Source organism: Streptomyces verrucosisporus, assembly GCF_017114865.1.
GTDB lineage: Bacteria > Actinomycetota > Actinomycetes > Streptomycetales > Streptomycetaceae > Streptomyces > Streptomyces fenghuangensis.
Genome location: NZ_JADEYH010000002.1, coordinates 535,227 through 548,415, shown reverse-complemented (window position 1 = coordinate 548,415; position 13,189 = coordinate 535,227). Strand labels below are relative to the sequence as shown.

The window sequence follows — 13,189 nt, the reverse complement described above, 5'->3', positions numbered from 1 at the left end:
CCGGTCCGTCCGTGGCCCGCAGGGGCCCGGACGCGCGGCGACGCCGCAGGAACTGTCGGCCGGTGACAGGCACGCGCGGACGGGGGCGCGGAGCCGGGCCGACCCACCCGCCCGGGCGCGTGCGCACCACATCGCGCGCGTCCCGACCGAGCAAGGAACCACCACCATGGCGTCCAGCCTGACGAAGGACTCCGTCGGCAGCACCGACAAGACCTTCTTCGGCCACCCCCGCGGTCTGGCCACACTCTTCATGACGGAGATGTGGGAGCGCTTCTCCTGGTACGGAATGCGCGCCATCCTCGTCCTCTATCTGATCGCGGGCGTACTCGAAGGCCCCCTCGCGGGCCGTGAGGCCCTCGCCGCGGCGATCTACGGCGTCTACAACGCCGTCGTCTACATGGCCGCCATGCCCGGCGGCTGGGTCGCCGACCGCCTGTGGGGGGCACGCAAGGCGGTCCTGGTCGGCGGCATCGTCATCGCACTGGGCCACTACACGCTGGCGATCCCGTCCGATGTGGCGTTCTTCGTCGGGCTCGGCCTGATCGCGGTCGGCACCGGCCTGCTCAAGCCGAACATCTCCGCGATGGTCGGCGGCCTCTACGAGGGCCAGTCCAGCGCCCGCCGCGACGCCGGCTTCACGATCTTCTACATGTCGATCAACATCGGCGCCATGTTCGCGCCGCTGGTGGTCGGCTACCTCGGCGAGAACGTCGACTGGCACCTGGGCTTCGCCGTCGCCGGCGTCGGCATGACGCTGGCCGTGATCCAGTACGTCCTGGGCGGCCGCTACCTCGGCGATGTGGGCCGCCGCCCCGGTACTCCGGCCACGCCGGAGGAGAAGCGCGCGGTGCTGCGCAAGGTGGCGCTGTGGACCGGTCTGGCCGCCGCGGCGCTGCTGGCGGACCTGGCGCTGGGCACGTACGACATCGAGCACATCGTCAACTTCCTGGCCGTCCTCGGCGTCGTCGTCCCCGTCCTGTACTTCGCCTCGATGTACCGGAACCCGGAGCTGACCGAGCAGGACCGCCCGCGCGTCAAGGCGTTCGTGTGGTTCTTCGTCACCGCCGTGCTGTTCTGGATGATCTACGACCAGTCCGGCTCGCTGCTGACGATCTTCGCGAACAACGACACCGACCGCATGATCGGCGGCTGGGAGTTCCCGGCCTCGTGGTTCCAGTCGGTCAACCCGGTCATGATCATCGTTCTGGCACCGCTCTTCGCGACCATGTGGGTGTGGCTGGCCAAGCGCGACCGCGAGCCCGGCGCCCCGATGAAGTTCGCCCTGGCGATGCTGCTCATCGGCGGCTCCTTCGGGCTGATGGGCCTGGCGGGCGCCGCCGCGGCGAACAGCGAGACCGGCAAGGTCACGGTCTTCTGGTTGCTGAGCGTGTACCTGCTGCAGACCCTCGGCGAGCTGTGCCTGTCCCCGGTGGGCCTGTCGCTGTCGACGAAGCTGGCCCCGAAGCAGTTCGTCGGCCAGATCATGGGTCTGTGGTTCCTCGCCACCGCCACCGGCAACGCCCTCAACGGCTGGGCGACCCAGCTCAACGAGCCGATGGGCGACGCGGCGTACTACACCATGTGGGGCGTGGTCGCCGTGGCCGCGGGCTTCGCCTTCATGACGGCCGGGAAGCGGATCCGGGCCCTGATGGGCGGCGTGAAGTAGCGCTCCCGGGCCCCGGCCCCGGGGTCTCCCGGGCCTCTGCCGACCCCGGTGACGGGCTGTTCAGGCCCCGGCGCCGCTCTTCTCGAACGCCTCCCACTGGGCCCGCACGAGGTCGTCCGGCACCGGACCCGGATCGTCTGGGGAGAGTGCCTCCAGCCGGAAGGAGAGCGTGGTCGATCCCGAGCGGACCACCGTCAGATACTCGGTCAGGACCAGTTCCCCGTCCTTCACGTCCTCGATCCGCAGCCGGTAGGCCACGGCCTCGTCGCCCACCTCGGGGGCCCCGACCGGCTCGACGGACCGGTAGACGGCCTCCGCGAGCACCCGCTCCTCCGTGAAACCGCCGTCGCACTCGGATCCCGCCTTCCGCAGTGCCGAGAACACCCTGGCCGCTCCGCCCGGCCCGTAGGAGCGCAGCTGCACCGCGACGCCGCGGCCCGTGAGGCCGCCCATGGGGTCCTCGTCGAAGTCGTCGAGCTCCACCTCCCGGTGCACCTCGGCCGCGGGGTCGTCGTCGACGGCCCCCGCGGCCAGGCTCACCAGCGGCTGGCACTCGGCACGGTCGGCGCGGTACTCCATGAGATCCCACAGCGGCTCGTCCGTCACCGGGGAGACCAGGTAGGAGGCCGCCGTACCGCCCGCCTCGAAGGCGGCGGCCTCCAGTCGTCCGAGTGCGGCCTCCCGCGCGGCGGACCCGCCCGCCTTCTCCCCCTCGGAGGAGGCGGGCTGCCCCTCGGGGGAGGATGACGGCCCCGCGCCACCGGACGGTCCCGTGCCACCGGCTTCCCGGGAGCCGCCGCCACCACCGCAGGCCGCCACCGTCAGGGCGAGCACCAGCGCCGCGGCCGGCAGACCGGCCCGTCTCCGTACGGCGGCAGCCGTCCCCGCCATGTGCTCCACCCCTGATCGTCCGTGGTCCGCGCCCCCGCCGGGAGTACCCGGACACGAGTGAACCGGGCCCCGAGCGGGACCCGGCGGTGGGGATCGTACTTCCGGCGGAGGCCGGCCGACGGGGCGGGCCCGGCTCTCAGTCCGCGTCCGGCCCGGCCAGTTCGGCCCAGACCGTCTTCCCGGCCGTGCCGTCCGGGTGGCGCACCACACCCCAGTCCAGGCAGAGCCGCTGGACGATGAACATGCCGTGTCCACCGGGCCGCCCGGGGCGGTGCGGGGTACGGGGCGAGGGGAGGCCGGCGCCGCGGTCGGCCACCTCGACCCTCAGGAGTTTGGGGCCGCAGCCTATGCGCACCTCTTCGGGCCCGTCGGCGTGCAGACAGGCGTTCGTCACCAGCTCGGAGACCACGAGCAGGACGTCTTCGGCGGCGGCACGCTCCTCGGGACCGGCCGCGGGCAGCCAACCCCAGTCGTGAAGCGCCTGACGGGTGAAGTCGCGCGCCCGGGGGACCGCACCGCTCGCCCCCATCAGCCGCAGCCTTCTCACCTGGCGCATCTCGCGCACCTGACCGACCGGTGCGGCTGCGGCCGCGGCTGTGCCCTCCGGCTCCGGGCCGCGGTCGCCCGCCGGTTGCGGCCGGGTGGTGCTCATCAGTGCTTCACCTCACCGGTTGACCAGTTCATCGGTCTTCGCCTGGTCTGCGAACAACTGTTTCGGAGAGATTCCAGGGAGTCTCCTGCCCTGCGCGGGCGGGAGAACACCCGTCTGTCGGGACGGAATCGTGCTCGGACGTAACACTCTGGTCACGGGCCGGAAAACGGGTGGTTCGCACGGGCCCCGCGTCCGTACGGCCGGAGCCGCGCCGTCAGGGCTGCGCGGTCTCCTTCAGCGCGTCGGCCAGGCTCTCGTGCAGGGTGAAGACGCCGTCGGCGCCTGTGATCTCGAACACCCTCGCGACGACCGGCCGCATGCCGGCCAGGTGGATCCCGCCTCCGGCCGCCTCGGCCTTCAGCCTGGCGCCCAGAAGGACGTTGAGTCCGGTGGAGTCGCAGAACTCCAGCTTCGAGCAGTCCACGACGAGCAGCCTGTCCCCGTCCTCCAGCGAGCGCTCCAGCGGTTCTCGCAGCAGATCGGCGGTGTGGTGGTCGAGCTCGCCGTCAGGCGTCACCACCAGGCTCGCGCCGTGGCGCTGTACGTCGACCGTCAGTCGACCCCGGTGGCTGGTGCTGCCGGGCACCCCGCGGTCCATGTACACCCCTTCAACATTCCCAGTAACCGATCACTGCCGTCCGGAGATGGACGTTCGAACCCTACGCCCTTACAGCCGCAACCGGTAGCCGCGCAACCAGCACATCGGTGCATATTCGGGCATCCAGCACTTGCCATCCTCCCTCGGGAGCAGGTAGGCGTAGGAGGGACCACTAAAACACGTCGGCTCGGAGGCGCCGCACCCCGTAGTGCAGGAACGGCTTCGGCAGCCATATGCCGAACACGATGGAGGCACCATGTCACCCCGGCTCGACGGATCGCCCGTCACCTCGTCGGCCCTCCGGCCCGAAGGGCCCGGAAGCGGGTTCCCGGAGGTCGGCCCGGAACAGGCGGAGAACCTGTCCGGCCTGCTCGGCCTGCCCGAGGTCCCGCCGTACGACGAGGTGGGGCCGCTGGACGCGCGAGTCCTGTCCAAGACCCTCTTCGAGCGTCTGGAGACGCTGCGGGAGGGCACGCACGAGTACGCGTACGTCCGCAACACCCTGGTCGAGCTGAACCTCGCGCTGGTGAAGTTCGCCGCCGCCCGGTTCCGTTCCCGCAGCGAGCCCATGGAGGACATCGTCCAGGTCGGCACCATCGGCCTGATCAAGGCGATCGACCGGTTCGAGATCGGCCGCGGGGTCGAGTTCCCGACCTTCGCCATGCCGACGATCGTGGGCGAGATCAAGCGCTTCTTCCGCGACACCTCCTGGTCGGTGCGCGTCCCCCGGCGCCTCCAGGAACTCCGCCTGGACCTGGCCAAGGCCGGGGACGAACTGGCCCAGCAGCTCGACCGCTCCCCGACGGTCGGCGAACTGGCCGACCGCCTGGGGCTGAGCCGGGAGGAGGTGGTCGAGGGCATGGCCGCGAGCAACGCGTACACCGCCAGTTCCCTCGACGCCCAGCCCGACGAGGACGAGACCGAGGGCGCGCTCGCCGACCGCATCGGCTATGAGGACCACGGCCTGGAGGGGATCGAGTACGTGGAGTCCCTCAAGCCGCTGATCGCCGAACTCTCGCCGCGTGATCGCAGAATCCTCTCCCTCCGCTTCGTGGCGAACATGACCCAGTCCGAGATCGGCGAGGAGCTGGGCATCTCCCAGATGCACGTCTCCCGGCTGCTCTCGCGGACTCTGGGCAAGCTCCGCAAGGGGCTGCTGGTCGAGGAGTGACCCGCACCCGCCCGACCGGACGGGTGCCCCGTTCCATCACTCATATGGCCTATCGAAATCACCCTTCAGGTTTTTTGACCCGCCCTTGACCTTGGAGGGGCCTTCGGACGACCGACGGGCCCGTACGGGGACCACACCCCGTACGGGCCCGTCGGCGTGACGGCGGCCCCGGCGCGAGGGCCCCGCACGGCGGCGCGGGCCGCCCGCTCACAGCACGCGCGTGCCGCGCTGCCAGACGGCCGCGGTCAGCGGCACACCGGGCCGGTAGGCCAGGTGGACGTGCGAGGGCGCGTCCAGGAGCACCAGATCGGCGCGGGCGCCGGGGGTGATCCGGCCGACGTCGATACGGCGCAGGGCCGCGGCGCCGCCCGCGGTGGCGGACCAGAGGGCCTCGTCGGGCGTCATGCCCATCTCGCGGACGGCCACCGCGACGCAGAAGGGCATGGAGCTGGTGTACGACGAGCCCGGGTTGCAGTCGGTGGACAGCGCGACGGTGACGCCGGCGTCCAGCAGACGGCGGGCGTCGGGGTAGGGCGACCGGGTGGAGAACTCGCAGCCGGGCAGCAGCGTGGCGACGGTGCGGCTGTTCGCCAGCGCGTCCACGTCGGAGTCGGTGAGGTGGGTGCAGTGGTCGGCCGAGGCCGCGTCCAGCTCCACGGCGAGCCGTACGCCGGGGCCGGGCCCGAGCTGGCCCGCGTGGACGCGCGGGACCAGGCCGTGGGCGATTCCGGCGGTGAGGACGGCGCGGGCCTGGTCGCCGTCGAAGGCGCCCCGCTCGCAGAAGACGTCCACCCAGCGGGCCCAGCGGGCGCAGGCGGCCATCATCGGGCCGGTGACGAGGTCCACGTAGCCGTCCGGGTCGTCGGCGTACTCCGGGGGCACCACATGGGCGCCGAGGTAGGTGACCTCGTCCACGTGGTCGTCGGCGATGCGCAGGGCGCGCGCCTCGTCCCTCGCGGTGAGGCCGTAGCCGGACTTGGTCTCCAGGGTGGTGGTGCCCTGCCGCAGCGCCTCGCGCACGTGGCGGGCCAGGTTGGCGGCGAGCTGCTCGTCGGTGGCCTTCCGGGTGGCCTCGACGGTGGTGCGGATCCCGCCGGCGGAGTAGGGGCGGCCGGACATGCGCGCGCCGAATTCCTCGGTGCGGTCGCCGCCGAAGACCAGATGGGAGTGGGAGTCGACGAAGCCGGGGATCATCGCCCGGCCGCCCGCGTCGACACGACTGTCGGTGGCGGGTGCTTCACTTTCCGTACCGACCCAGGCGATGCGGTCGCCCTCGATGACGACGGCCGCGTCCCGGATCAGGCCGAGGGGGGTGTCCTCGGCGGCTTCACAGCAGTGGTGGTCGTTGGTGACGAGGGTGGCGATGTTGGTGACGAGGATGCCGGCGGGGGTGTCGGCGGGGGTGCTCGAGGTGCTCATCAGCGGGCTGCTCCTTGCTGGATGGCTTCCGTCAGGGCCGCGGGGACGTCCGGCACGCTCCGGTGTACCCCGTCGCGCACCACATGGCGACCGCCGACGACCGTGTGGCGCACATCGGCCGCGGTGGCGGCGAACACCGCCGTCTCCGCCCCCAGCCGGGGCGGAGGCCCGGCGGTGCGCACGGTATCCAGGGCGATGGTGGCGAAGTCGGCGAGCCGGCCCGCCTCCAGCCGTCCCGCCTCCGGCCAGCCGATGGCCGCATGGCCGAACTCGCCGGCGGCACGCAGCAGTTGCGAGGCGGTCCAGTGGCCTCGGGCGCGGGTGCGCAGCCGCTCGTCCAGTTCCGTCGCGCGGGCCTCCTCCAGCAGGTCGATCACGGCGTGGCTGTCGCTGCCCAGACACAGCGGCGAGCCCGCCCGCATCAGCGCGGCGGCCGGGCCGATGCCGTCGGCGAGGTCGCGCTCGGTGGTGGGGCACATGCACACACCTGTGCCGGATCCGCCCAGGAGGTCGATGTCGGCGTCGGTGAGGTGGGTGGCGTGGACGGCGGTGGTACGGGGGCCGAGCACGCCGTGGTCGGCCAGCACCCGGGTGGGGGTGCGGCCGTGGACGGCCAGGCAGGCGTCGTTCTCGGCGGGCTGCTCGGAGAGGTGGACGTGCAGGGGCGCGTCCCGCTCCCGGGCCCAGTCGGCGACGGCGGCCAGTTCGGCGGCGGGCACGGCGCGCACCGAGTGGATCGCGGCGCCCACGCGGGCGTGGCCGCCCGGCGGCCGCAGGGCGGCGGCCCGCTCGGCCCAGGCGGCGGCGCTGCCGTCGCCGAAGCGGAGCTGGTGGCGGTCCAGGGCGCCGCCGCGGCGGGCGGACAGGAGGCCGGAGGCCAGGTAGCAGGTGTCGAGGAGGGTGATGCGGATGCCGGCCTCGGCGGCCGCCGCCATCAGGGCGTGCCCCATGGCGTTGGGGTCCTTGTAGGGGGCGCCGCCGGGGGCGTGGTGCAGGTAGTGGAACTCGCCGACGGCCGTGATGCCGGCCAGTGCCATCTCGGCGTACACGGCGCGGGCCAGGGCGAAGTAGCTCTCTGGGGTGAGGCGGTCGGCGACGGAGTACATCACCTGCCGCCATGTCCAGAACGTGCCGGAGCCGATCTGCACGGTGCCGCGCAGGGCGCGGTGGAAGGCGTGGGAGTGCGCGTTGGCCAGGCCGGGGACGGTCAGGCCGCGCAGCGGCTCGGCCCCGGGCGGCGGGGCGGGCACCCCGGTGCGCACGGCGGTGATCCGGCCTTCGGCCGTCTCGATCACCGTGCCGGGCTCGACGGTGCCGCCGATCCAGGCATGCTCGGCCCAGTACACGGCCTCGGGGCGTGGTGCGCCGGAGGCCGGAGAACCGGGAGACGGGGAGTCGGAGGTCAGGGACACGCCAGGTCCTCCAGCACATCGGCCAGCGCCCGCACCCCGGCGACGCAGTCGTCCTCCTCGGCCGACTCGGCGGGCGAGTGCGAGACGCCGGTGGGGTTGCGCACGAAGAGCATGGCGGTGGGGACCTCGGCGGAGAGGATGCCCGCGTCGTGCCCCGCGCCGGTGGGCAGTACGGGCGCGCCGCCGAGCCGGGCCGCGATGCGGTCGCGCAGCCCGTGGGCGAACTCCACCACGGGCGTGGCGGACTCCCGGGTGACGTCCACCCGCACACCGTCGCGCGCGCCGCGCTCGGCGGCCGAGCGTTCGATCTCGGCGACGACGGCGGCCAGGGTCTCCTCGTCGGGGGCGCGGGAGTCGAGCCAGCCGCGCACCAGGGAGGCGATGGCGTTGACGCCGTTCGGTTCGACGGCGACCTTGCCGAAGGTTGCCAGCGCCCCGGCCAGCCGGGCCTTCTTACGGGCGGCCAGGACGGTGTTGGCGTAGGTGAGCATCGGGTCGCGGCGGTCCTCCAGACGAGTGGTCCCGGCGTGGTTGGCCTCGCCGTGGAAGTCGAACCGCCAGCGGCCGTGCGGCCAGATCGCGGAGGCGACGCCCACCGCGTTCCCGCCGGAGGGAGCGTCCCGCACGGCGAGGTCGCGGCCCTGCTCGATGTGGAGTTCCACGAACGCGCCGATGCGGGCGAGCCGTTCGGGATCGGGCCCGATCGCGTCGGGGTCGTGCCCGGCGCGCTCCATGGCCCGCGGCAGCGGGACGCCGTCGTCGTCGCGCAGTTCCCGGGCCTGCCCGGCGGTGAGCTGTCCGGCGGCCAGCCGGGAGCCGACGCAGGCGAGGCCGAAGCGTGCGCCCTCCTCGTCGGCGAAGTTGACCACGGCCAGCGGCCGGTCCGGGCGCACTCCCCTGCCGTGCAGCTCGTCGAGGGCGGCGAAGGCCGACACCACGCCCAGCGGCCCGTCGAAGGCGCCGCCGTCTGGCACGGAGTCCAGGTGCGAGCCGGTCACCACGGCGTCCCCGGCGGCCCCGGCGGAGCCGTCCAGCCAGGCCCACTGGTTGCCGTTGCGGTCCGTTTCGTACGCCAGCCCGCGCGCCTCGGCCTGCTCGCGGAACCACGCCCGGCACTCGGCGTCCGCCCCGGTCCAGGCGTGGCGCCGGTAGCCGCCGGTGGCCGCCGACCGCCCGACGGGCAGCAGCTCCCGCCACATCTGGTGGAAGGAGGCGCCCGGCCTCACGAGGCGCTCCCGGATCCGCCGCCGTCCGCGCCGTCCTCGCGCATCGGGACGCGCACACCGCGCTCGGCGGCGACCTCCTCGGCGCGCTCGTACCCGGCGTCCACATGGCGGATGACGCCCGTGCCCGGGTCGTTGGTGAGCACCCGCCGGATCTTCTCCCCGGCCAGCGGTGTGCCGTCGGCGACGGTGACCTGGCCTGCGTGGATCGAGCGGCCCATCCCGACGCCGCCGCCGTGGTGGATGGAGACCCAGGAGGCCCCGGAGGCCACGTTGACCATGGCGTTGAGCAGCGGCCAGTCGGCGATGGCGTCGGAGCCGTCGAGCATGGCCTCGGTCTCGCGGTACGGCGAGGCCACCGAGCCGCAGTCCAGGTGGTCACGGCCGATGGCCAGCGGCGCGGAGATCTCGCCGGAGGCCACCATGTCGTTGAAGCGCTCCCCGGCCCGGTCGCGCTCCCCGTAGCCGAGCCAGCAGATGCGGGCGGGCAGGCCCTGGAAGTGCACCCGCTCCCCGGCCATCCGGATCCAGCGGGCCAGGGACTCGTTCTCGGGGAAGAGGTCGAGCACGGCGCGGTCGGTGGCCGCGATGTCCTTCGGATCGCCCGAGAGCGCGGCCCAGCGGAAGGGTCCCCTGCCCTCGCAGAACAGCGGCCGGATGTAGGCGGGCACGAAGCCGGGGAAGGCGAACGCCCTCTCGTAGCCGGCCAGTCGCGCCTCGCCGCGGATGGAGTTGCCGTAGTCGAAGACCTCGGCGCCGGCGTCCTGGAAACCGACCATCGCCTCCACGTGCCGGGCCATGGACTCCCGCGCCCGCGCGGTGAAGTCGGCGGGCTCGGCGGCCGCGTAGGAGGCCATGTCCGCGAAGTCGACGCCCAGCGGCAGGTAGGCCAGCGGATCGTGGGCGGATGTCTGGTCGGTGACGATGTCGACCGGCGCGCCCATGGCCAGCAGGCGCGGCACGGCCTCGGCGGCGTTGCCCAGCACGCCGATCGACAGCGGGCGCCGGGCGTCGCGGGCCTCGCCGGCCAGGCGCAGGGCGTGGTCGAGGGATTCGGCACGCACGTCGAGGTAGCGGTGTTCGATGCGGCGCTCGATGGCGCGCGGGTCGCAGTCGACGCAGATGACCACGCCGCCGTTCATGGTGACCGCCAGCGGCTGGGCGCCGCCCATGCCGCCGAGCCCGGCGGTGAGGGTGATCGTTCCGGCCAGCGAGCCGCCGAAGCGCTTGGCGGCGACGGCGGCGAAGGTCTCGTAGGTGCCCTGGAGGATGCCCTGGGTGCCGATGTAGATCCACGATCCGGCCGTCATCTGGCCGTACATGGTCAGCCCGAGCGCCTCCAGACGGCGGAACTCCTCCCAGTTGGCCCAGTCGCCCACCAGGTTGGAGTTGGCGATCAGCACGCGCGGCGCCCACTCGTGGGTGGTCAGCACGCCGACCGGGCGGCCGGACTGGACGAGCATCGTCTCGTCCGGGCCCAGGGTGGTGAGGGTGCGGGCCATGGCGTCGAAGGAGCGCCAGTCGCGGGCGGCCTTGCCGGTGCCGCCGTAGACGACGAGCTTCTCGGGGTGCTCGGCGACCTCGGGGTCGAGGTTGTTCCGCAGCATCCGCAGGGCGGCCTCCTGCTGCCAGCCCCGGGCCGTCAGCCCCGGGCCGCGCGGGGCCCGTACGGTTCGCGGCCCTGAGGGCCCTGAGAGGTCTGCCATGGTCCCCTGCCTCCGGATCTGAATTGGTTACTACATCAACTCTATTCACTGAATAGAACTAGTCAACGGGTGGTGTCGTCCGCCTGCTCCGGCCGTGTTTGTCTTGTGTGCATGGCTTACACGCACCACGCCGCCGTCCGGCCGGAGTCCCTCGCGGCCCCGGACTCCGCCGAGGCCCGGGACTCCGCCGAGGCCGCCGCCTCCGCCTCCGGGTCCTGCGGCAGCCCGCGGGCCGCCGCGGCCGCCGCCCGTCGCGACGCCGCGGTACGGGCCGCCGTCGCCCGCGGGCTGCTCTCGGACAAGCACCCGGTCGCGGCCCTGCTGGACGTGGCGTCCGTACGGGAGACGGCCGCCGCCCTGCACGCCGCCTTCGACGAGGTGACGGCCCCCGGCCAGCCCGTGCTGCACTCCTTCGCGGTGAAGGCCTCCTCCCTGGTCCCCGTGCTGCGGCTGCTCGCCGACTGCGGGCTGGGCTGCGAGGTCGCCAGCCCCGGCGAGCTGGCCCTGGCCCGGGCCGCCGGGGTCGGGCCTGAGGGCATCGTCCTGGACTCGCCCGCCAAGACAACGGGCGAGCTGCGCGAGGCCCTGGAGCTGGGCATCGCGCTCAACGCGGACAACCGCCAGGAGCTGGAGCGCCTGGACGCCCTGATGGCCCCCGGCGCCCTGCCCTCCCTCCCCGAAGGCAGGTCCGCGTCGCCGGTCGGCCTGCGCGTCAACCCGCAGCTGGGCGGCGGCAGCATCGACGCGATGAGCACCGCGACGGCCACCTCGAAGTTCGGGTTCGCCCTCCAGGACGAGGGGGCGCGCGAGTTCGTCGTACGCGCCTGTGTGGAGCGCCCCTGGATCACCCGGCTGCACTGCCACGTCGGCTCCCAGGGCATGCCGCTGGAGAAGATGGCCGCGGGCGTGGCCGCCACCTACGAGCTGGCCGAGGAGATCAACCGGGCCGCCGGGGAACGGCGGATCGACACCCTCGACATCGGCGGCGGCCTCCCGGTCAACTTCGACTCCGAGGAGGTCTCCCCCACCTTCGCCGAGTACGCCCGGCTGCTGCGCGACACCGTCCCGGGCCTGTTCGACGGGCGCTACGGGCTGGTCACCGAGTTCGGGCGGTCGGTGCTGGCCAAGTGCGGGCTGGTACTGGCCCGGGTGGAGTACGCCAAGAGCTCCGGGGGCCGCCCGATAGCGGTCACCCACGCGGGCGCCCAGGTCGCTGTGCGGACGGTCTTCGCGCCCGAGGCCTGGCCGCTGCGGGTCGCCGCCTACGACCGCCTGGGCCGGCCCAGGCGGGGCGCGCCCGTGGCGCAGGACATCGCCGGGCCGTGCTGCTTCGCCGGCGACCTCGTGGCGCGCGGCAGGGAACTGCCGGAGCTGGCCTCCGGCGATCTGGTGGCGCTGCTGGACACGGGGGCGTACTACTTCTCCACCCCGTTCGACTACAACAGCCTGCCCAGGCCGGGCGTGTACGGCTTCACCACCGGGGACACCGCGTCCGCCCCGGCGGCCGGGGCGGACGGCGGCAGCGGCAGCGGCAACGGCAACGGCAACGGCAACAACGGCGAAGGTGACGGCGACATCGACATCGACGGCGTGCGCTTCGCGACCGTGCGCCCGCCCCAGACCCTGGAGGACCTCGTCGCCGCGTCCGGCGGCGCTCAGCGCGACGCGCTCACCGCGCCGCGGCCGTGACCCGCGCCCGGGGGCGGCGCTCCCGGGCCGCACCCGGCACCGGGGACCGGCGGCGGGCGCCGCCCGGCGCGGCGTCCCCGGCCAGCGGGCCGGTGGTCATCCAGCCGCGCACGTCCCCGCGGGACGGGCTGCGCCCGTCCGCCCACTCCGGACGCACCCACAGCAGCTTCTCGTTGCGCCGCTCCCAGCGGCCCAGCCACACCGCCTTGGCCCACAGGCCCGCGCCGGCCCCGGCCAGCAGCAGACCGCCGGCGGCCGGAGCGGCCAGGGACGAGGCCGCGGCGGCCAGGAAGGCGGCGGCCAGCCACCAGCGGCGCCTGCGCAGCCAGCCGCGCACGGTCACCGCCCGGTCGTGGAGCACCACCCACTTGCCCGCCGCGGTCGACGTCCTGATCAGCCCGGTGCAGCGGCGGCGGCGCGCCAGGAAGGCCGCGGCGGCCGCCACGAGGAAGAGCGCGGCCCCGCCCAGGATCCCGGCGCGCCGCCCGGTCAGCCCCGGCACCGCCAGGCCGACGCCCGCGGCCACGAGACCGGTCCACCACAGCGCGATACCCGCGGTCCGCGTGTACACCGCGACCCTCGCCAGCGCGTACGTTCCCCTTCCCACGGCAGCCCTCCTCGTTCCCTTCGGCGACGTTCTCCGTTCGGCTGTGTGCCGCCACCGCGTCACCGCGCGACGGCTCGCCCGGTGCGAAAGCGTACTGAGGGATGATGAGATTCGCCTGAGAGAACGGCGGATCCCGTCCGGCGTCCGGCGCGCTC

11 protein-coding genes are annotated in these 13,189 nt (G+C 73.7%); 3 read left to right on the top strand and 8 right to left on the bottom strand.

The annotated features are described in order from the left end of the window. Window positions 1–166 precede the first annotated feature (166 nt). Window positions 167–1,666 (top strand): peptide MFS transporter, encoded by a 1,500-nt coding sequence (locus tag IQ279_RS05490; protein WP_206347127.1) that lies wholly within the window; start codon window positions 167–169, stop codon window positions 1,664–1,666. A 60-nt stretch (window positions 1,667–1,726) separates the two neighbouring features. Here the strand turns inward: IQ279_RS05490 and IQ279_RS05485 are convergent, their stop codons facing one another. The 3 genes from IQ279_RS05485 to IQ279_RS05475 form a co-directional block, all read right to left on the bottom strand. Further along, window positions 1,727–2,557 carry a hypothetical protein gene (locus tag IQ279_RS05485; protein WP_206347126.1) on the bottom strand — a complete coding sequence of 277 codons (831 nt, stop codon included), beginning with the start codon at window positions 2,555–2,557 and terminating at the stop codon, window positions 1,727–1,729. A 136-nt stretch (window positions 2,558–2,693) separates the two neighbouring features. After that, window positions 2,694–3,209: an ATP-binding protein gene (locus IQ279_RS05480; RefSeq protein ID WP_206347125.1), complete on the bottom strand. Its 516-nt coding sequence runs from the start codon at window positions 3,207–3,209 to the stop codon at window positions 2,694–2,696. 214 nt (window positions 3,210–3,423) lie between these two features. Next, on the bottom strand, window positions 3,424–3,807 hold the full coding sequence (locus IQ279_RS05475) for an STAS domain-containing protein (protein WP_206347124.1): 384 nt from the start codon (window positions 3,805–3,807) through the stop codon (window positions 3,424–3,426). A gap of 256 nt (window positions 3,808–4,063) precedes the next feature. On the opposite strand from IQ279_RS05475, the gene IQ279_RS05470 reads away from it, so the two are divergent. Further along, window positions 4,064–4,978, top strand: coding sequence for an RNA polymerase sigma factor SigF (locus IQ279_RS05470; protein ID WP_206347123.1), 915 nt, complete (start codon window positions 4,064–4,066; stop codon window positions 4,976–4,978). Between the two features lie 207 nt (window positions 4,979–5,185). Here IQ279_RS05470 and hutI read toward each other — a convergent pair whose 3' ends face one another. From hutI to hutU, 4 genes are read right to left on the bottom strand one after another with little or no spacing between them, the layout of a single operon-like run. Beyond that, window positions 5,186–6,397 (bottom strand): imidazolonepropionase, encoded by a 1,212-nt coding sequence (gene hutI / locus IQ279_RS05465; RefSeq protein WP_206347122.1) that lies wholly within the window; start codon window positions 6,395–6,397, stop codon window positions 5,186–5,188. Continuing rightward, window positions 6,397–7,743: a formimidoylglutamate deiminase gene (locus IQ279_RS05460; RefSeq protein ID WP_307792230.1), complete on the bottom strand. Its 1,347-nt coding sequence runs from the start codon at window positions 7,741–7,743 to the stop codon at window positions 6,397–6,399. Before IQ279_RS05460 ends, hutI begins: the two co-directional genes overlap by 1 nt. Before the next feature lie 56 nt (window positions 7,744–7,799). Then, window positions 7,800–9,008, bottom strand: a complete 1,209-nt coding sequence (locus IQ279_RS05455) for an allantoate amidohydrolase (protein ID WP_206347212.1) — start codon at window positions 9,006–9,008, stop codon at window positions 7,800–7,802. A gap of 23 nt (window positions 9,009–9,031) precedes the next feature. Continuing rightward, complete coding sequence (gene hutU, locus IQ279_RS05450; protein ID WP_206347121.1) at window positions 9,032–10,738, bottom strand: urocanate hydratase; 1,707 nt, start codon at window positions 10,736–10,738, stop codon at window positions 9,032–9,034. Window positions 10,739–10,849: 111 nt separating this feature from the next. Between hutU and IQ279_RS05445 the strand changes: the two genes are divergently transcribed. Next, the gene (locus IQ279_RS05445) at window positions 10,850–12,427 is read left to right on the top strand and encodes a type III PLP-dependent enzyme domain-containing protein (RefSeq protein ID WP_206347120.1); all 1,578 of its coding nucleotides are present in this window, start codon (window positions 10,850–10,852) and stop codon (window positions 12,425–12,427) included. Here IQ279_RS05445 and IQ279_RS05440 read toward each other — a convergent pair. After that, entirely contained in the window at window positions 12,408–13,034 is a 627-nt protein-coding gene (locus IQ279_RS05440) for a hypothetical protein (RefSeq protein WP_206347119.1), read from the bottom strand. The genes IQ279_RS05445 and IQ279_RS05440 overlap by 20 nt on opposite strands. Window positions 13,035–13,189 lie beyond the last annotated feature (155 nt).

Bases quoted from the DNA above. Each gene is read 5' to 3' on its own strand.
- IQ279_RS05490 (WP_206347127.1), top strand. From the start codon at position 167: ATGGCGTCCAGCCTGACGAAGGACTCCGTCGGCAGCACCGACAAGACC.
- IQ279_RS05470 (WP_206347123.1), top strand. From the start codon at position 4,064: ATGTCACCCCGGCTCGACGGATCGCCCGTCACCTCGTCGGCCCTCCGG.
- IQ279_RS05455 (WP_206347212.1), bottom strand. From the start codon at position 9,008: ATGTGGCGGGAGCTGCTGCCCGTCGGGCGGTCGGCGGCCACCGGCGGC.
- IQ279_RS05445 (WP_206347120.1), top strand. From the start codon at position 10,850: ATGGCTTACACGCACCACGCCGCCGTCCGGCCGGAGTCCCTCGCGGCC.
- IQ279_RS05475 (WP_206347124.1), bottom strand. From the start codon at position 3,807: ATGGACCGCGGGGTGCCCGGCAGCACCAGCCACCGGGGTCGACTGACG.
- IQ279_RS05485 (WP_206347126.1), bottom strand. From the start codon at position 2,557: ATGGCGGGGACGGCTGCCGCCGTACGGAGACGGGCCGGTCTGCCGGCC.
- hutU (WP_206347121.1), bottom strand. From the start codon at position 10,738: ATGGCAGACCTCTCAGGGCCCTCAGGGCCGCGAACCGTACGGGCCCCG.
- hutI (WP_206347122.1), bottom strand. From the start codon at position 6,397: ATGAGCACCTCGAGCACCCCCGCCGACACCCCCGCCGGCATCCTCGTC.
- IQ279_RS05480 (WP_206347125.1), bottom strand. From the start codon at position 3,209: ATGAGCACCACCCGGCCGCAACCGGCGGGCGACCGCGGCCCGGAGCCG.